The sequence below is a fragment of the Laspinema olomoucense D3b genome, assembly GCF_025370785.1.
GTDB classification, from domain to species: Bacteria; Cyanobacteriota; Cyanobacteriia; order Cyanobacteriales; family Laspinemataceae; genus Laspinema; species Laspinema olomoucense.
Window position 1 is genome coordinate 122,843 of sequence record NZ_JAMXFA010000011.1, and the last position, 17,571, is coordinate 140,413.

A 17,571-nucleotide genomic window follows, 5' to 3' on the forward strand; every position below is an offset into this window, starting at 1 on the left:
CTGCCCGGTTTAGATTCGGGGATATCGGTTCTCGAAACTACTACAGGACTAGGGGTATATAGGGTTAAGGGATTTTAAAACGGGCTTTTGCTTTTTCAACAAACCCAGACATTTGTGTATCGGGTTAAACCCAATACCATAACGACTGAAGTCGTTACTACGAACACCGGAGAATGACACTCACTGAGGATTGGACTGAGTTAGACGATGGAGGAGATGGAGAAAATCGTCGAGAATCGGTGGAAAATTGGTGGGGGTTAGGATAGGCACATGGACGAAGAGGGCATCCCTTTTTTTGGGGTGAGGATGGAGATGAGTGAGAACGGCATAATAGAGGGCTTCGCAGACGAATTGTCCGGCATCTTCGCTGATTTCAGTGAGTTTTAAATCCTGGATGAGTGGAGGAAGATTTAAGGGGGTGACGATCGCCTCTTTGCCACATCTTGCTTGTTTTTCTACGGTGAGTTTTTGCCTGGATTCTGCCATGCCGCAACATACCACAAGATCCGGTTGCAGTTCGTTGATTTTGGCGATCGCCTGCTTGGGGGCCTCTTGAAAATCTACGGGTAATTTCCGTAGGAAGTGCAGATGATGGGGAATCCCACTCACCTGGGACACTTTCTCCAATAACTCATCGGAGGAGTTTGTTTGGTGATGGGACATCCAAATATCAAACGAGGTTAGGAGGATGGTTTGAGTCATAGCAATGGGTCCGTTACCCTTTATAATAGATAGAGCCTCAGTCAAGTATTTTAAGGAAAAAGGCAATGCCGGTAATCGCCGTCATCGACTATGATATGGGCAATCTGCACTCCGTCTGTAAGGGATTGGAGAATGCAGGGGCCACAGCCAAAATCACCGATGTCCCTGGGGAAATTGAGCAGGCAGATGCGGTTCTGTTACCCGGAGTGGGGTCCTTTGATCCAGCAATCCAACATTTGCGATATAGAGATTTAGTCTCCCCGGTTCAGGATGCGATCGCCTCGGGAAAACCCTTTTTAGGGGTTTGTCTCGGATTGCAAATCCTGTTTGATAGCAGCGAAGAAGGAAAAGAACCCGGTTTAGGCATTATTCCTGGGGTGGTTCGTCGCTTTAAATCCGAACCCGGTTTAACCATTCCCCATATCGGGTGGAATCGTCTGGACTTGACGCAACCAGATGTTCCCTTGTGGCAGCATTTGCAGCATCAGCCTTGGTTGTATTTTGTCCATTCTTATTACGTTGACCCTGTTGATTCTGCCGTAACTGCCGCTACTGTAACTCATGGCAGTCAAACCGTCACCGCTGCGATCGCCCGGGATAACCTCGTTGCCGTGCAATTTCACCCGGAGAAATCTTCCACTGCCGGGTTGCAAATGTTAGCCAACTTTGTCCAACAAATCGAGATGCGATCGCTGGCAATGTCCCATTAAAACAACAAACCGGGGTATGAGTACCCCGGTTATAAAAACTCTACTTAATTCAGGTTCTGGCAAAAATTTAATCCGTCAATCCGTTGAAAATTTAGGGCAAAAAACAACACCCAATCGGTCCTAGCTTAGTGACTTCCTCTCTTCTTTTGAGCTTTTGTGGAGGTGGCCGTGAAACCGCAGTTTCAATCGCATTGCTCCCTACTGCATCATTGGAGGAAATATCAGCCCGGGGATTGGGTGATGTTCTTCGGTTTGTTGTGGTACGAGACAGATGTAAAATGGAACAGCTTTAACCTCTTTAGGTGTGAACGTGGACTTGGCTGTTTGAATCTGCCAGGGAAGCGTTTTCCGCTTCAATTACTACTTTAGCGGTTTTTGATCCAGACGCAAGCAAATGCAAGAAAGGTTTACATCAAGGGAAGCATTTGCTTAAAAATAGATTAAGTTAAGTAAACTAGCGGCCCCAACTTGGGTTTGAAACCCCTATTTTTGCGATCGCCCGGGTCAGGGGCTGGGTTGCTGTTAACCCTGGCGGGAGGCCCAGGTGAATCGGGACTCCAGGGTAAAGCAATTTGCAAATTAAGCGGTTTTCGGAAACAGCAGTCTGTTACCTTGATTAAGTTATTGTTATAGGCCGCATCGCACACCTGAATGTCAGTTGCAGCGCAACCCGGGGATTCGGGGCGAGTTTAAGGTAAAAGTGGGTAAGAATTATGGCGCTGATAGTCCAAAAATACGGGGGGTCCTCCGTAGGGTCCGTTGAACGCATTAACGCCGTTGCCGAACGGGTGATCAAAACCGTGAAGGGCGGCAATTCCGTGGTGGTGGTCGTTTCAGCAATGGGAAAAACCACTGACGGACTGGTAAAATTAGCCAATGAAATCTCGTCGAATCCCTCTCGCCGGGAAATGGATATGTTGCTTTCCACAGGAGAGCAAATTTCCATCGCCCTGTTGAGTATGGCGTTGCAAGAATTGGGGCAACCGGCAATTTCCCTGACGGGTGCACAGGTGGGCATTGTCACGGAAGCGGCACATACCCGCGCCCGGATTTTGCGAATTGAGACGCAACGAATTGAGCAACAGATACAAGAAGGTAAAGTGGTTGTAGTTGCGGGATTCCAAGGCATCACGAATACGAAAGATTTGGAAATTACCACCCTGGGACGGGGGGGTTCGGATACCTCGGCGGTGGCCCTGGCGGCTGCTTTACGGGCCGATCGCTGCGAAATCTATACCGATGTCCCGGGCATTTTAACCGCTGACCCCCGTTTGGTTCCTGATGCCCAACTGATGACGGAAATTACCTGCGATGAAATGCTGGAATTAGCCAGTTTGGGGGCGAAAGTGTTGCATCCTCGGGCGGTAGAAATTGCCCGGAACTATGGCGTTCCCTTGGTGGTTCTGTCCAGTTGGACCGATGATCCAGGGACTCTGGTGAGTTCACCGAAGCCAATGGCAAGACCCCTAGAAGGGTTGGAACTGGTGCATCCCGTAGATGGGGTGGAATTTGATACGAATCAGGCGAAAGTTGCCCTGTTGCGGGTTCCCGATCGCCCCGGTGTGGCGGCGCAGTTGTTTGGGGAAATCGGACGGCAAGAAGTGGATGTGGATTTGATTATTCAGTCCATTCACGAATTGAATACCAATGATATTGCCTTTACGGTGAGTCAGGAATCGGTGAATCAGGCAGAGGCAGTGGCAGCAGCGATCGCCCCGACCCTCCGCAACCGCCTGGATTCAGCCCCAGAAGAGGCAGAAGTCATGGTTGATCGCCAGATTGCCAAGGTTAGTATTTCGGGCGCTGGAATGATTGGACGTCCCGGTGTGGCGGCGAAAATGTTTGCGACCCTGGCTGAGGCAGGGGTGAATATGCAAATGATTTCCACCTCAGAAGTGAAAGTGAGTTGCGTAGTGGATGCGGACCAATGCGATCGCGCGATCGATGCCCTTTGCCAAGCTTTTGAAGTCAGTTCCTCTCCCCTGCAATCCGGCAGTTCCAGTCCAGTTAAGGCGATCGCCCCGAATACTCCCCCAGTCCGTGGGGTGGCCCTGGATTTGAATCAAGCGCGGGTGGCAATTCGCCATATCCCCGATCGCCCCGGCATGGCGGCGAAATTCTTCGGTGTCCTCGCCCAGGAAAATATTAGCGTAGATACCATTATCCAATCCCAACGCTGCCATATTATCAACGGCACTCCCACCCGAGATATTGCCTTTACCGTGGCCCGGAATGATGCCAAAGATGCCCGCCGAGTCTTAGTTCCTTTAGCCGCAGAATTAGGCTGTGGAGAAATTGTTGTAGATGAGGAAATTGCCAAAGTTAGCATCGTCGGTTCCGGCATGGTAAATCATCCCGGCATTGCTGCTGAGATGTTTAATGCCTTGGCAAGAGAACGCATCAACATCCAAATGATTGCCACCTCTGAAATTAAAGTCAGTTGCGTAGTTGATCGCGAGTCGGGGGTGAAAGCTTTACAAGTTATTCACGCCATCTTCAATCTGGCGGGAACTCAAAAAATCGAAGTTCCTGCATGATGCAAAAGCAATGAGGGTGGAGAAAACTTCACCCTCATTCCGGTTATTATGAGTTGTTATAGCGTTTCTCTTGTTGGTGAAGTACATTCACCGATCCCCCTAAATCCCCCTTGACAAGGGGGACTTTCCAGGTCCCCCCCTTGTTAAGGGGGGCTAGGGGGGATCGATATAGATGTACCTCATGGATGTGAAAATTGCTATATATTATTCCGCCTTTTCTTCCGTCCCGTTTTCGCTCACTTCTTCAGTCTGAAAATACAGGGCGTTTAAATCATCTACATTCAAATCAAAAGCCGGTTTCGGATTGCGGAAATAGGGATGAATTATCAGGACCTTTTCGGGCCGTCGGTCATTGGGTGCAGCGACAATTTCTTTAATGACCTTCAGATACTCTTTGGCGGTACTTTCCCAGGTGTACTGTTCCAAAACCAGCTTTTGACAGCGCGATCGCATCTGTTCCCATAATTCCCGATCGCCTAACAGCCGTTCTAATCCTCGGGCAATATCTGAGCAATCAGCAGGATCAACCAGGACCGCACATTCTTCCGGGGTCTGTTTGAGAACTTCACTCAACCCGCTATTTTTCGTCACCACCAAGGGTAAGCCAGCCGCTGCTGCTTCCAACGGCGCTAACCCAAAAGGTTCAAACAACGAAGTTAAAGTAAACACCGAACCCCGTTTTGCTAAAAATCGATAACAAGCAGCCAAAGCCGGTTGATCCGGCACACAAAACGCACTGATTTTCCCCCATAACTTATTCTTTTTAACCACTTTCCGAATCGGCGCTAAGACCCGTTCTGTTTCATCGTCGCTGCATTCTTCCTGAAGGGGATTATCCAGTCCGCCCGTAATCATTAACAGATTGGCGGTGTTTTGCAGCGTCTCACTCTGGGCAAAGGCTTCCACGAGCCCTTGGAGGTTTTTCTTCGGTGCGAGGCGGCTAGAGGCCAAAATAATCGGATATCCCAGACGGTCCTCATCAATATCCCGGGCCAATCGTTCATCAATTAGGTCCTGAATCTCTTTTTCATTCTCGCAGGAGACATTGGGACTAAACATACTGGCATCGACCCCGGGTGGAATCACCATAAACCGGGTATCGTCATTCACATCCACCGCATCGCGATAAACCCGATGACCATATTGCTCAAAGCGTTCTGTTTTCGTACTGGTAATATTGATCGCTGACCGATTCATGCTCAACCGTTCCGCCATCAAACGCCGAGCAAAATGAAAATGCCTGTCCATGCTTTCCATATTTTGCGGCGTCATTTCCAGTTTGTCTATTTTTTGAGCGCCGAGGGAATGACCCGTAAAGGTGAAGGGGATACCTGTGGCGGCTTCAATCAAAACACCAGCGAGACCCCCATCCCCGTAATGGGTGGTAAAAATATCGGGGAATGCGCCCTCTTGGCGATAGAATTGGAGAATATTGGGAACCCATTCTTTGACCATAAGCGGCCAGAGTAGTTCTTTGCGGATAAATCCTTTTGGACCCGCCCGAAAGCGGATAATTCGGACATTTTCCACCCCAGGATAGGAATCGAACCCTTCGGCAAACTCGGGCCAGTCGGCATCAATAATCTGGCGAGTGATAATATCAACTTTGTGACCTAGATTGGCGATCGCGATCGCCACCTGTTTCACATAAACTAACTGGCCCCCGAAATCCGGATGTTCAGTCAGATGAGTATCTTTTGGATCGAAGTTACCCTGGGGATTCAGAAATGCAATACGCATCAGCAGATTTTTCACCAAACGACTGCCTCAAGTGTATAGGGTTGAGGGAGATTCGCCACATTCTCAATAGTAGCTTAAACCCTGAAGCATTAGCTAGTCAGTCTTTGACCGAAAATGAAAGATAATTTGGATCATCGCGATCGCGCTATTTTCGATAATCTAGAAGATAAAAGTCGCTCTTATTAATTATGAATTCACTCCCATCCCAGATTCGTGCCATTGATGACGAACTCTCTAAACGTGAGCTTGCTCTCGACCCTGGGGGTTATTTCATCATTTACCTCGATCGCGAGGCGGAATTAATTTGTGCCAAGCATTATACCAATGTGATTGATGAGCGAGGGTTAGCCCTTGACCCGGAAACCGGAAAACCCATACCCGCACGAGGAAAGGTCCAACGCACCTACGAAACGTTATTCTCTGGGAGAACCGCGAAAGAACTCTGCGTAAAAATTTTTGAGGAAACGAACCCTTGTTCAGTGACGATGCTGGATCACGCTGCCTATCTGGGACGAGAATTTATGCGGGCTCAGATGGCCCTGGAGAGTGGAGAGGAGTATGTTCAGGATTAGGGTAAGGGTATAGTCTTTCCAGGAACAAACAACCGAGTTTCTGGGCGATTATCTGTGGCAATGCCAGTGGAGAGTTTGACACCAAACCCGCGTTCTAACCACTGAGGTTGCAGATGAGCGCATTTTGGGTCAATGCGCTCATCCCCAAGCCGAATCCAGAGTCAAAATCAGTGCAGTCAGTTACTGTAAAAAGCCTCCTTGATAGAAATAATAGGTTGCCATTGGGATAACCGTTGCGAGGACTAAGAGGACGATCACCACTACCGTGGCATTGCCGGTATCGGTTTCTTCTGCGGTGGCAAAGGTGCGTTCGATGTCCAAGCTGGTATCAACAATCGGGGGACCGGGGTCCGCTTGACCGGAAAGGACGGCAATCATGCGATCGCTGGCATCAGTTAAGGCTTGATTGTATTTATCCCCCTCTCGTAACGGGACTTGTAGGGTTTCTTGGGCCACACTTTCAGCAATTTCAGCGGTTAAGAGGGATTTGACGTCATCTCCAGTCCGGATGGCGGAATTATTCGTAAGGGTATCCACCACCAGTAAGGTTTGATGGGCCCCTTCCTCTGGGGTGGGAAACCATTTTTCAAAGAGTGTTTCGGTAAAACTATCAATGGTTTCGCCGTAGTCTAGGCGGCGAATGGTGACGAGACGAACTTCGTTGCCGGTGTCTTTTTGGAGTTGACTCAGGGCTTTGCTGATATTGCCTTCGGTGAGGCGACTGAGGACTTCGGCATCATCAATGGTCCAAGTGCGATCGCCTGCATGGAGAATTGGCATTTGATAAACCCCAGTTGCCGCAGCCGGTGCCACTGCCACCAAGGTTGCTAAGGCGATCGCCGTGATGGATAAAAGAAGTCCCTGAAATCCGGCTTTCCAGGTCGTGATTCGATGGAGGATCTGTTTCATAAAATGGGTCTCAAAAGTTATTGTTTAACTTTACCCCATTGACCCGGACCGATTAAAGCAGATACTCCCCTCGGTGACTTCGTAAAAAAGCCTAAACTCTCCGACTTGTTGCTGTCCCTGACCCGGTAAGATGATTGAGTTCAAAATGCAGTGAAACGAAGGATACTCTCTATGGAAGCATTACCAGAACAGGTGCAACGATTGCGCGATCGCGTAGCGGTGGTGACGGGTGCTTCGCGGGGAATTGGTCGGGCGATCGCCCTCGCCCTCGCGATCGAAGGAGCTAAAATTGCCGTTAACTATGCCAGTAATAGTACCGCTGCTGATCAACTGGTAGAGGAAATTACCGCCGCTGGTGGGGAGGCAACTGCCATCCCAGCGGATATTAGCAATGTTGATTCCGTCGATGCCTTGATCAAAACGGTCACTGATCAATGGGGACGCATCGATATTTTAGTTAATAATGCCGGAATTACTCGCGACACTCTCCTGTTAAGAATGAAACCGGAAGATTGGCAAGCGGTTATTGATACCAATCTCACGGGAGTTTTTCTCTGTACTCGGGCAGTTAGCAAACTCATGCTCAAACAAAAGTCCGGTCGGATTATTAATATTGCATCCGTTGCTGGTCAAATGGGTAACCCCGGCCAAGCGAACTACAGTGCAGCAAAAGCCGGGGTCATCGGCTTTACCAAAACTGTTGCCAAAGAACTCGCCTCTCGCGGGATTACCGTCAATGCAGTTGCCCCGGGATTCATCGCCACTGATATGACAAAAGACCTCAAAGGTGGTGAAGAAATCCTCAAATTTATTCCCCTTGGTCGTTATGGGGAACCTGAAGAAGTGGCCGGTTTAGTTCGGTTCCTCGCTGCGGACCCGGCTGCGGCTTATATCACCGGGCAAACGATTAATGTGGATGGGGGAATGGTGATGGCTTAAGCAGCCCTCCCGCCTGGTGAAATCGGCCTCCCCAAATGCCTATTTTGCTCAAGTTAAAGCCGGTTTAAACGGCCTTTCCCTTTGTCAAAAAATTAGCCTTTGCCAACTTTTTCGGCAAAGGCTCAGGGGTGGGACAGTGCGGATTTTCTCCTTTTACGGGGTCTAATCCAATGTTTTAAGAGGCGATGGACTGGTTATAAGAACGAGATTCGGATACCTGAACCTGCAAGCGATCGCAAGAAATCCGTTCCGGCCTACCGGGAATCCCATCTTGACAAGTGGTAATTTCTAATTGAGCCTCTGGAACAGCGGTAAACATCAACCGTTCTTGAGGAAACAAAACTCGTCTTAATTCAAAATCTTTTGAATTAATCAATTTAATAATTTGAAGATAAGGGGTCAAATTGCTATGAAAACATAAAATATGGGGATAAAAAGCATCGTCTGTTTTAACTTGTTCTTCCAGCCTTGAAGTTAATATCATTTTAATGGCGATAAATGCTAAGTGGGTTAGGGTGGGATTTTGACGGTTCCCCTCGTTTTCTACCTTTAAGAAAAGTAGAACTGGCTCAAATCCTATCTTCAATTTATATCACTGATAAAATCCTTTTATATCTATCCTGGGTTAGATTCTGGGATTGTACGGGGACTTAAGTATATACCCGGCTCAAAAGGGCCTTGTTAAGGCTTAAGGTGAGGATTAATACAGCCCCCTCAGAACTGACCGCTTCCCGCTATCCCTACAAGGGGCAATTCATCGCCTGCCCGCCTAGGGATTCGGTTCCATCTGTTCAATTTGCGAAAGTTTTGCCAGTACAGGACGTGAAGAATGAAACCGGCCCCCTGGACCATCGCTTTAATTTTAGGACTAGGTATTTTCGCTCTCTCGACTGGGGCGATTTTAATCCGATTGGCATTCCATGCAGCGGGGGCACAAGGGGTAGGATTTAGCCTGATTTTAGCGGCCTCTCGGTTGAGTTTAGCTGCCTGGGTGCTACTACCGGCTTGGAAAAACATCAAACCGCAACCCCTACAATCTGGGGCCGTTATCTATGCGGGGATTGCCGGGGTATTTCTAGCCCTTCATTTTGCCACTTGGATTACGTCTTTATCTTATACCTCTATTGCAGCATCTACGGCGATCGTCACGACAAATCCCGTGTGGATTGCCCTGTTTTCCTTCCTGTGTGGAGAAAAGCCAAAACCAGGCACTTTAGTAGGAATTACCCTGGCATTAATTGGCGGATTAGCAATCGGTTTAGGTGGGGCAGAATCGAGTGCGATCGCCAGTAATCCCCTGTTAGGAAATAGTTTAGCCTTGATTGGGTCCTGGGCAATTAGCGGTTATTTATTATTAGGAAAAGAGGCACAACGTCGGGGGATGGGAATTGGCAGTTATGCGGCGATCGCCTATAGTAGTGCCGCCCTGATTTTGTTGCCGTTACCGCTGTTATGGGGAACGAGTTATTGGGGATATCCTTCATCAGTTTATGGGTATGTTCTCTTGATGGCGATCGGACCGCAACTGATTGGACATACCAGCTTTAACTGGGCCTTGCGGTGGATGTCTCCAACTTTGGTCACCTTAGTTATCCTATTTGAACCTGTGGGGGCGAGTATTTTAGGCTATTTTATCTTTGGAGAACTGCCGGGAAATGGGGTCATCAGTGGGGCGATCGTCTTGCTGATTGGCGTGGCGATCGCCGCCCTTGCCACTCGACCCATTCCCTCAGAATCATAACCCTTAGACCGGGCCGGTAATTTCATCTTAAGAGGGGTTTTTAAAAGGGGGAAATTATTCAAAAGTTCTAACCAAATTTTCCTTCTTAATCTAACCTACAAATCAGATGCGGGGCCGCCTCATTTTACGGTCCAAGGTAAACCTTGCATCTGAGTGGACTCGACCACCTTTGGGTGCGGATCAATGGGCTTGATTAGGGTTCTGAGTTTTAACTGAACCTTTGAAGGGTCAATCGCACGGGGAAATAGCCTAGAGTGTGTAACAGGTTGCTCAAGATGCAACACAACCTGCAAGCGCTTTCCTCTGACAACCTGTGCAGCAAAATTACGTTCTGAACTGTCCGAAGCATTAAGTTTAGCAGGCAACATCGCAGCCAAGGTACATAACACTTTGTCTGCTACTTCTTCCGCCAAGTCCAGCGTCTTTGTTCGACTTTGCTGCCGATAGTCTTTCGCTTCAATGAGCCAGATCACCGGGCCTTCAATCGCAATCAGATCAACAGCCTTGATGCCAGACAACATCCTTGAAAACTGATTCCGATAAAACGCCCATTCATCGTACTTGCTCACTTCCCAAGAGTCGGGGAAACTAAAGGTTAAACTATCAACCTGGATGTCCATCATCCTGAAATTACGCTTTGAATAAATCGGTCAGATTGGGCAAGTTCTTCATCCAGAGTTGTAATCTCTCCGATCTCATCAATGGCATCCCCTTGTCTAACTAAAACGTTATCATCTGAAAAGTGTAAACCAAAGAATCGGGCAGAGAATGCAGAATTTTGGGGATCAGTCATCAGAATTTCTAGCTCACGCAGCAAAAATAAGCTATGAGTTGCTATAAATACTTGAATCCCTGCCTGACTCAAACTGACAATGCTCCGAGCAACCTGTTTAATTAATAAGGGATTAAGATTCGCTTCTGGTTCATCCCAAAATAAAAATCCTTTGTCTAATAACATCCCATTTGCTATTAAACGGGCTAACATGGCTAATTTGCGTTGGCCTTCGGCAACCAGTGGCATCTCAAATCTACCGCTTTCATTTGTTAAATAAAAACGGCCATTTTTATCGAAGATGATTGCTCCTCCCATTGCTGATTCAAGGGGAGCTAATAAGTGTTGAATTCTTTTCTCTTGGGGGCCACGTTGTAAAGGAGCGCCCAGCAGTAGGCAAGTGTCTCGCCAAGTTTCTTCAAATTCTAGATAATGACTTTCATACAGGGAGACAAAATTTGGAAAAATTGTTAACAATTCACGGGTTGGGAGATAAACTGATGCTATGTCTAGCCAACATTCTGGGACTTTTTCTAGTAATACTTCTGTTTTACTATTGGTGGAAAAACTAAAGGCAAAATCAAACTGAGAATTTTCAAAAACCAGTTGAATATCGCATCTATTCCGCCCTTGCTTGCGCCGAGCCAGCCGTCCCAGCGATTCAGGCCGAAAAACATTCACGAGTTTTTCGGCTAAACGACTTTGCATCAAGGTCTTGGTCGGTGAGTTATTAGAGGGTTTTCTTCCTTCTTCCCAACTGGTAGCCAGTGCAGAATAAATTATTTTAAGAAGATGAGTTTTTCCAGTTCCATTTTCACCAATAATAACATTAAGTTGTTGAGAAAAATTAAGATAAACCTCCGAAAAAACTGTCAAATTCTTGATATTTAAACTATTTAACATGAATTCCTCCTCAACGAAGTTCATCCCCTCAGAGAGGCTTTTGGAAATTAGAAGCAAAAATTTAGTTCGCGATTCCTTTAAAAGCTAAACTAGCACAATCAAAGACTTTGTAATAGACAGTAGGCATTGCCCTCCTCTACTGATGCCGCATTAACATAAGTAGGGGGGCAATGCTACACATGAATTTTAAGCAATTGGGGACCGGACGCGATGGCCGATGTCTCGGCGATAGTAGGACCCGTCGAAGTGGATTTGTTCGACGCCTTGATAGGCTTTGGCAAAGGCATCGTCAAAGTCTGTGCCGATCGCGGTGACGCCGAGGACTCTTCCTCCTTTGGTGAGAACTTGTCCGTTTTGGAGTTCGGTTCCGGCATGGAAGGTGACTGCACCGATCGCCTCTGCTTGCTCTAATCCGGTAATCACATCCCCGGTTTTATAGTCTCCTGGATATCCTCCGGCAGCCATCACCACACAGGCAGAGGCTCCATTTTTCCAGCGCAGGGGAGGGAGTTCTGCTAGGGTTTGGTTGACGCAGGCGAGGAGAACTTCATCGAGGGGGGTTTCTAAGAGGGGCAAAATGGCCTGGGTTTCGGGGTCCCCAAAGCGGCAGTTAAATTCCAGCACTTTGATGTCGCCTTCGGGGGAAATCATCAGTCCGGCATAGAGGACGCCTCGATAGTCGATGTTACGATCGCGCAAACTGGCGATCGCCGGTTCCAATACCTCCCTCTGCACCCGTTCCATCATCTCCGGGGTGACCAAGGGGGCCGGTGCATAGACTCCCATTCCGCCTGTATTCGGCCCTGTATCCCCCTCTCCCACGGCTTTATGATCCTGGGCCGGAAGTAGAGGACGCACGGTTAAGCCATCGGTAATGGCTAATACGGAGGCTTCTTGACCGATTAAGCATTCTTCAATGACGATGCATTCACCAGAGAGGCCAAATTTGCCCCCAAAAGATTCGGCGATCGCAGCTTTGGCTTCTTCCACCGTTGCCGCCACTGTCACCCCTTTCCCGGCGGCTAATCCATCGGCTTTGACCACAATCGGCGCACCCTGTTCTTCCACATAAGCCAATGCCTGGGGGATTTCTTCATCGGTGAAGCTCTGCGATCGCGCTGTGGGAATTCCCACATCTTGCATAAATGCTTTCGCCCAGGATTTGCTCGCTTCCAGTTGTGCACCCGACTGCGAAGGACCAAACACGGGGATTTTTTCTTGGTGTAAGTAGTCGGCCATTCCCATCGCTAATGGCACTTCTGGGCCAATCACGACTAACCCGATTTCATGGGTTTGGACCGCCTCTTTGATACCATAAAAATCGGTTGCTGTCAAGGATAAATTTTGGCAATTTTCTAAAATTGCCGTGCCTCCATTTCCGGGCACACAAAACACAGTCTCAACGGTGTTAGATTGCAACAGTTTCCAAGCAAGGGCGTGTTCCCGGCCCCCATTTCCCACAACTAAAACCTTCACGTTTCCCTCGTTTAGCACTTAACTTGATCTGTGAGTCGGCCATGAATGATGGTGACTCCATAGATTTTATGCTAGAACGGGAGAGCTTCTTTAGGGCAATTTCCATTAATTTCTCTTCAACTGTACCTGTGGTGAATTTATGACGACAAGTATTGTGACTGGTGTTGGGGGTTTTGTTGGGTCTCATTTAGCCGAAATCCTCCTTGATCGCGGGGAACGGGTGATTGGCATTGATCAATTCAACGATTACTACGACCCCCGCTTAAAACGCAAAAATATTGCTTCATTTTCAACGCATCCAGCCTTTCAACTGATTGAAGCGGATATCCAATCGTTAGATTGGCGATCGCTGCTTGCTGATGTGGATTTCATCTATCATCAAGCGGCACAAGCTGGGGTCCGCGCCAGTTGGGGAGAGGGATTTCGTGCTTACACCGAACGCAATCTCAACGCCACCCAGATAATGCTAGAAGCAGCAAAGGATGCCAAGCAACTCCAACGATTTGTCTTCGCCTCTTCTTCCTCGGTGTATGGCAATGCAGAAACGATGCCGACGAGTGAAGCGATTTGTCCGGCGCCTGTTTCCCCTTATGGAATTACTAAACTGGCATCAGAACAGTTATGTGTGTTATATCACCGTAATTTTGGAGTGCCCGTGGTGGGGTTGCGTTATTTTACCGTTTATGGTCCTCGTCAGCGTCCGGATATGGCGTTTCACAAGTTTTTTAAAGCGGCATTGGTTGATGAAGCAATCCCGATTTATGGGGATGGACAGCAAACCCGAGATTTTACTTATATTAGTGATGCAGTTGCTGCCAATTTAGCCTCGGCGAGTTCCCAAGAAGCGACAGGGGAAGTGTTCAATATTGGCGGCGGTTCTCGGGTCTCTCTGGCTCATGTAATTGATACCATTGAAGAGGTAATTGGACGTCCCATTAAGCGCAACTATGTCGAGTTGGCGATCGGAGATGCACGTCACACCAGTGCGGATGTTTCCAAGGCACAGCGTCTCATCGGATATCAGCCGCAAGTCCCTCTCAAAGAGGGATTAACCCGGGAATGGGAGTGGATTCAATCCCTTTATCAGTAAGGGATTTTACTTTCCCGACTTCAGTCGTTTTCCGATGTTCTTAGTAACGACTGAAGTCGTGACATTGAATTTTTACATTTCTGTCAAGGCTTTTTGTTGTTGATATAAGGCTTTAAATCGCCGCTGCTGCTCATTGTGATTGACAATGGGTGTAGGATATCCACAGGATTTCCGTTCCAAGGGAAGAATTTTCCCGGAAATTAAGGTTTCTGTTTCCAGCGATCGCAACTCAGGTACCCACTCCCGAATGTAGTCTCCCTCCGGGTCGAATTTTTGGGTTTGGGTTGCTGGATTAAAAATTCGCAAGGGTTTGGGGTCCATGCCACTGGAGGCACTCCATTGCCAACCGCCATTATTCGCCGCGAGGTCTCCATCATATAATTTTTGCATGAAATATTGCTCTCCCCACTGCCAATTGATAATCAAATCTTTGGTGAGAAAACTGGCAACAATCATCCGGCAACGGTTGTGCATCCAGCCGGTTTCATTCATTTGGCGCATGGCAGCATCGACGATGGGATAACCCGTTTGTCCTTCACACCAAGCTTGAAAAAGTTCTTCGTTATTCTCCCAAGGAAAGTCTTTCCAAGCTTCTCGATAAGGTCCGGTAGCGAGTTCGGGAAAATGATAGAGGGCTTGTTGATAAAATTCGCGCCATGCGAGTTCTTGTTGCCAGGTTTGGACACCTTTGCGGGTTTCGTCACTTCGGCATTGTTCAGCAGCGTTTAAGGTGGAATTCCAGACGGTACGGATGCCGATCACCCCAAATTTAAGGGCGGCACTTAATAGAGAAGTTCCGGGAATTGCGGGGAAATTCCGTTGTTCGTCGTAGTCGTAAATGGTGCGATCGCTAAATTCTTCGAGTTGCGATCGCGCAGCACTTTCCCCCGGTTCTAGCATTAAAGGATTGTCCCAACTTAATCCTAAATCTTTGAGGGTCGGTAACGCAACTACACCGGCATTTTTGGCCCGTTCTTGTTCTTCTTTACTCAGAGAAATGGCTTGTTCTAATCCGGGGACAGGTTCGGCTTTGGTTTGGCGAATCCAGTTTTTCCAAAAGGGAGTATAAACGGTGTAGGGATTGCCGGTATTACTACAAATTTCTCCGGGAAAATGTAATAGCTGGTCCCAAAAGGTTTCCACCGCAATTCCCTGTTCTTTCAGGGCTTCTCGGACTGCTTTATCTCGGTCCTGGGAATAAGGTTCTATGTCTAAATTCCAATAAACAAATTTCGCTTGTAAAGCAGTGGCTAATCGGGCGATCGCCTGTGTGGGTTCATCAAAGAGGATGAACAATTGACTGCCAATTTTAGCATAGTTTTCTTGCAGTTCAGCCAAACATCCCAGCATATATTTAACTCGCGCTGGTGCAATATCAGCGCCGTTTAAAATATTGGGGTCTAGGCAAAATACTCCGGCGATTTTTCGGCTTTTTTCAAAGGCCGTCGCCAATCCGATATTATCGGTTATTCTTAAATCGCGGCGATGCCAAAATAAAATTAAATCGGTCATGAATCTTCCTTGGTTTTATAAGTCGCTTTAATTTTCGATTTGAGTTCCCTTTAAACTCATTAATTTTTGGTCTAATTCAATGATATAATCTTTTCCGTAGGTCTTATTTTCTAAAGTGTCGATGAGGGTTTGGGGAAGGTCCTGCGTGATTTCTGGACTACAGGAGGCAGCGGCAAGGGCGATCGCCGCGACAGTATCCACATCGCCGGTAAAAGCGATGCAATCTTGCAGCAGTCCACTCAGGGAATGATTCCGGGCGATCGCGGTTAGGGCCGCTTTTACACAAATCCAGCCGGTTGTTTTTACAGGTCCTTCCCAGGGTTCGGACCATTGATAACCGGGGATGTATGTTTCAATAAATTCACCCAAATTGAGTTTAGATCCCAGATTATAAATAAAATAATGAGCCATTAAAGCAGCAGCACAAGCGGCATTAATGCCATCGGGGGTATTATGAGTAATCGCTGCTTGTAAAGTGGTTGCTTCCATCACAGCTTCTGGAGTCGCTAATACCCCAATGGGTGCGGCACGCATGGCGGCACCACTTTTATCACTTCTAACGTTAATTTTAGCTAAAAAGTCGGCTCCATCTTGGATTTGTAGCAAGAAGTCATAAAATTTGGGCGAGTATCCTTCTCGGGGGTCGCGTTTAAAGGCGGTAACGAAGCGATTGGCAACTGCCAGGGTTGTCCAGGGTTCTCCAGATACTAGGGTTTCGGCGATCGCCAAGCTCATTTGCGTGTCATCGGTGTAACATCCGGGAGAAATTGGATGCCGAGGATGTTGAACATAATGAGTTAAAGTATTCTCCAAAATCATCTCGTCAGCATATTCAAATCCCGCCCCGTAAGCATCACCAATGGCTAATTCTAAAAGCATTTTTTCCCCTTTTCAACCCTAAGATGGACAGTATGCCGCCTTTTCCTCTTCGAGGCTTATCTTTAAAAATTTAACATCCGCTGCGCTAGAAAAAAGCTGGAAATTGATTTAGAATCGACTACTTCTCCATTTAAAATTGCCAATTCAAAGTCGTGAGGCGTCATTAAAACCGTTTGGATATCTTCATCCTCATCCAATTGTTGCGGCGTGGTCAACTTTTCTAAATCTTGGGCTAAAAAGGCGTAAATTACTTCATCAGAATACCCCGGAGCGAGGAAAAACTGCCCTAATTTTTGCCATTGATGCGCACGATATCCGGTTTCTTCTTCTATTTCCCGTTGAATCGTTTGAAAGGGTTCTTCATCATGTTCCACGGTTCCCGCCGGAAATTCCAGTAATCGTCCTTGGACCGCAAATCGATATTGTTCCACTAAAACGAGTCGTCCATCTGCGGTAACGGGGATGCAGAGTGCGCCGCCTGGGTGTCGAATGCATTCCCATTCGCCTTCAGCACCATTGGGAAGGCGTAAACGGTTGACGTCAAAGCCAAATTTTCGACCGGAATAGGAGAGACGATGTTTGATGAGGGTGGGGGGTTCTTGACCGAATACCATAGTTATTTAAAACGGCGATCGCTGAATGTGCAGATTAACGACGAGAAAGAGGAATTCGAGACCATTCCCCCGAGACTTTACCCAACTTACATTTAACCGCGCTGGTGCGTTTAGCTGCCGCTGTAACGCACCGGGTTTTAGGAGAACTTATCACCCCTTAATTTGGATGAATCAGAGGTTAGTCCTCCTTGACTTCAAAGCCAACTGCGGTAATAGCTTGTTTGAAGGATTCTTCCGAAGCGGCAGAATCTAGGGTGACCGTTTTGCTTTTTAAATCAATATCAACTTGAGCATCAGAATCAACAGTTTTAATCGCGCCTGTCACTTTTTCGGCACAGCTTTCACAGACCATTGAGGGAACTTTTAGTTTGAGTGACATTGTTAAACCTCGTTTACTTTACGGCTTCCTATTGTGACGGAAAAGGCTTATTTTTGCTCTCTCCCCTCTGGCAGATTTATGGGAATTAACTCATGA

Annotated in this window: 17 protein-coding genes; 6 read left to right on the forward strand and 11 right to left on the reverse strand. The window is 47.6% G+C overall.

Annotation, left to right across the window (positions count from 1 at the left end; all coding sequences use genetic code 11):
- Positions 1 to 180: 180 nt before the first annotated feature.
- Positions 181 to 702: a pyroglutamyl-peptidase I family protein gene (locus NG792_RS10495; RefSeq protein WP_261235400.1), complete on the reverse strand. Its 522-nt coding sequence runs from the start codon at positions 700 to 702 to the stop codon at positions 181 to 183.
- A 65-nt stretch (positions 703 to 767) separates the two neighbouring features.
- Here NG792_RS10495 and hisH point away from each other — a divergent pair, with 65 nt between their 5' ends.
- Positions 768 to 1,412, forward strand: a complete 645-nt coding sequence (gene hisH / locus NG792_RS10500) for an imidazole glycerol phosphate synthase subunit HisH (RefSeq protein ID WP_261201383.1) — start codon at positions 768 to 770, stop codon at positions 1,410 to 1,412.
- A gap of 713 nt (positions 1,413 to 2,125) precedes the next feature.
- Positions 2,126 to 3,949: an aspartate kinase gene (locus tag NG792_RS10505; RefSeq protein ID WP_261201384.1), complete on the forward strand. Its 1,824-nt coding sequence runs from the start codon at positions 2,126 to 2,128 to the stop codon at positions 3,947 to 3,949.
- A gap of 204 nt (positions 3,950 to 4,153) precedes the next feature.
- Here the strand turns inward: NG792_RS10505 and NG792_RS10510 are convergent, their stop codons facing one another.
- Positions 4,154 to 5,689: a glycosyltransferase gene (locus NG792_RS10510; RefSeq protein ID WP_261235401.1), complete on the reverse strand. Its 1,536-nt coding sequence runs from the start codon at positions 5,687 to 5,689 to the stop codon at positions 4,154 to 4,156.
- Positions 5,690 to 5,877: 188 nt separating this feature from the next.
- On the opposite strand from NG792_RS10510, the gene NG792_RS10515 reads away from it, so the two are divergent.
- Positions 5,878 to 6,261: a DUF4346 domain-containing protein gene (locus NG792_RS10515; protein ID WP_261235402.1), complete on the forward strand. Its 384-nt coding sequence runs from the start codon at positions 5,878 to 5,880 to the stop codon at positions 6,259 to 6,261.
- A 180-nt stretch (positions 6,262 to 6,441) separates the two neighbouring features.
- Here NG792_RS10515 and psb32 read toward each other — a convergent pair whose 3' ends face one another.
- A complete protein-coding gene (psb32, locus tag NG792_RS10520) occupies positions 6,442 to 7,170 on the reverse strand; it encodes a photosystem II repair protein Psb32 (RefSeq protein WP_261235403.1) in 729 nt (242 codons plus the stop codon).
- Between the two features lie 171 nt (positions 7,171 to 7,341).
- Between psb32 and fabG the strand changes: the two genes are divergently transcribed.
- Positions 7,342 to 8,109 (forward strand): 3-oxoacyl-[acyl-carrier-protein] reductase, encoded by a 768-nt coding sequence (gene fabG / locus NG792_RS10525; protein WP_261201388.1) that lies wholly within the window; start codon positions 7,342 to 7,344, stop codon positions 8,107 to 8,109.
- 175 nt (positions 8,110 to 8,284) lie between these two features.
- On the opposite strand, the gene NG792_RS10530 is transcribed toward fabG, so the two are convergent.
- Positions 8,285 to 8,593 carry a DUF1830 domain-containing protein gene (locus NG792_RS10530; RefSeq protein WP_261201389.1) on the reverse strand — a complete coding sequence of 103 codons (309 nt, stop codon included), beginning with the start codon at positions 8,591 to 8,593 and terminating at the stop codon, positions 8,285 to 8,287.
- A 345-nt stretch (positions 8,594 to 8,938) separates the two neighbouring features.
- Between NG792_RS10530 and NG792_RS10535 the strand changes: the two genes are divergently transcribed.
- Complete coding sequence (locus NG792_RS10535; RefSeq protein WP_261201390.1) at positions 8,939 to 9,850, forward strand: DMT family transporter; 912 nt, start codon at positions 8,939 to 8,941, stop codon at positions 9,848 to 9,850.
- A 119-nt stretch (positions 9,851 to 9,969) separates the two neighbouring features.
- Here NG792_RS10535 and NG792_RS10540 read toward each other — a convergent pair whose 3' ends face one another.
- The 3 genes from NG792_RS10540 to purD form a co-directional block, all read right to left on the reverse strand.
- Positions 9,970 to 10,473, reverse strand: a complete 504-nt coding sequence (locus NG792_RS10540; RefSeq protein WP_261201391.1) for a cysteine--tRNA ligase — start codon at positions 10,471 to 10,473, stop codon at positions 9,970 to 9,972.
- The gene (locus NG792_RS10545) at positions 10,470 to 11,525 is read right to left on the reverse strand and encodes an AAA family ATPase (RefSeq protein WP_261235404.1); all 1,056 of its coding nucleotides are present in this window, start codon (positions 11,523 to 11,525) and stop codon (positions 10,470 to 10,472) included. The genes NG792_RS10540 and NG792_RS10545 overlap by 4 nt, the downstream gene beginning before the upstream one ends.
- A 186-nt stretch (positions 11,526 to 11,711) precedes the next feature.
- The gene (purD, locus tag NG792_RS10550) at positions 11,712 to 13,001 is read right to left on the reverse strand and encodes a phosphoribosylamine--glycine ligase (protein ID WP_261201393.1); all 1,290 of its coding nucleotides are present in this window, start codon (positions 12,999 to 13,001) and stop codon (positions 11,712 to 11,714) included.
- A gap of 139 nt (positions 13,002 to 13,140) precedes the next feature.
- Between purD and NG792_RS10555 the strand changes: the two genes are divergently transcribed.
- Positions 13,141 to 14,091 (forward strand): NAD-dependent epimerase/dehydratase family protein, encoded by a 951-nt coding sequence (locus NG792_RS10555; protein WP_261201394.1) that lies wholly within the window; start codon positions 13,141 to 13,143, stop codon positions 14,089 to 14,091.
- A 72-nt stretch (positions 14,092 to 14,163) separates the two neighbouring features.
- Here the strand turns inward: NG792_RS10555 and NG792_RS10560 are convergent, their stop codons facing one another.
- From NG792_RS10560 to NG792_RS10575, 4 genes are all read right to left on the reverse strand, one after another.
- Positions 14,164 to 15,603 (reverse strand): FAD-binding domain-containing protein, encoded by a 1,440-nt coding sequence (locus NG792_RS10560; RefSeq protein WP_261235405.1) that lies wholly within the window; start codon positions 15,601 to 15,603, stop codon positions 14,164 to 14,166.
- Positions 15,604 to 15,630: 27 nt separating this feature from the next.
- Positions 15,631 to 16,482, reverse strand: coding sequence for an ADP-ribosylglycohydrolase family protein (locus NG792_RS10565; protein WP_261235406.1), 852 nt, complete (start codon positions 16,480 to 16,482; stop codon positions 15,631 to 15,633).
- Between the two features lie 62 nt (positions 16,483 to 16,544).
- On the reverse strand, positions 16,545 to 17,096 hold the full coding sequence (locus tag NG792_RS10570; RefSeq protein ID WP_261235407.1) for an NUDIX hydrolase: 552 nt from the start codon (positions 17,094 to 17,096) through the stop codon (positions 16,545 to 16,547).
- 178 nt (positions 17,097 to 17,274) lie between these two features.
- On the reverse strand, positions 17,275 to 17,475 hold the full coding sequence (locus NG792_RS10575; protein WP_261201398.1) for a heavy-metal-associated domain-containing protein: 201 nt from the start codon (positions 17,473 to 17,475) through the stop codon (positions 17,275 to 17,277).
- Positions 17,476 to 17,571: the final 96 nt, after the last annotated feature.

Bases quoted from the DNA above. Each gene is read 5' to 3' on its own strand.
- NG792_RS10530 (WP_261201389.1), bottom strand. From the start codon at position 8,593: ATGATATTAACTTCAAGGCTGGAAGAACAAGTTAAAACAGACGATGCT.
- NG792_RS10565 (WP_261235406.1), bottom strand. From the start codon at position 16,482: ATGCTTTTAGAATTAGCCATTGGTGATGCTTACGGGGCGGGATTTGAA.
- NG792_RS10555 (WP_261201394.1), top strand. From the start codon at position 13,141: ATGACGACAAGTATTGTGACTGGTGTTGGGGGTTTTGTTGGGTCTCAT.
- NG792_RS10505 (WP_261201384.1), top strand. From the start codon at position 2,126: ATGGCGCTGATAGTCCAAAAATACGGGGGGTCCTCCGTAGGGTCCGTT.
- psb32 (WP_261235403.1), bottom strand. From the start codon at position 7,170: ATGAAACAGATCCTCCATCGAATCACGACCTGGAAAGCCGGATTTCAG.
- NG792_RS10510 (WP_261235401.1), bottom strand. From the start codon at position 5,689: ATGCGTATTGCATTTCTGAATCCCCAGGGTAACTTCGATCCAAAAGAT.
- NG792_RS10560 (WP_261235405.1), bottom strand. From the start codon at position 15,603: ATGACCGATTTAATTTTATTTTGGCATCGCCGCGATTTAAGAATAACC.
- fabG (WP_261201388.1), top strand. From the start codon at position 7,342: ATGGAAGCATTACCAGAACAGGTGCAACGATTGCGCGATCGCGTAGCG.
- hisH (WP_261201383.1), top strand. From the start codon at position 768: ATGCCGGTAATCGCCGTCATCGACTATGATATGGGCAATCTGCACTCC.
- NG792_RS10545 (WP_261235404.1), bottom strand. From the start codon at position 11,525: ATGTTAAATAGTTTAAATATCAAGAATTTGACAGTTTTTTCGGAGGTT.
- NG792_RS10495 (WP_261235400.1), bottom strand. From the start codon at position 702: ATGACTCAAACCATCCTCCTAACCTCGTTTGATATTTGGATGTCCCAT.
- NG792_RS10515 (WP_261235402.1), top strand. From the start codon at position 5,878: ATGAATTCACTCCCATCCCAGATTCGTGCCATTGATGACGAACTCTCT.
- NG792_RS10575 (WP_261201398.1), bottom strand. From the start codon at position 17,475: ATGTCACTCAAACTAAAAGTTCCCTCAATGGTCTGTGAAAGCTGTGCC.
- NG792_RS10540 (WP_261201391.1), bottom strand. From the start codon at position 10,473: ATGATGGACATCCAGGTTGATAGTTTAACCTTTAGTTTCCCCGACTCT.
- NG792_RS10535 (WP_261201390.1), top strand. From the start codon at position 8,939: ATGAAACCGGCCCCCTGGACCATCGCTTTAATTTTAGGACTAGGTATT.
- NG792_RS10570 (WP_261235407.1), bottom strand. From the start codon at position 17,096: ATGGTATTCGGTCAAGAACCCCCCACCCTCATCAAACATCGTCTCTCC.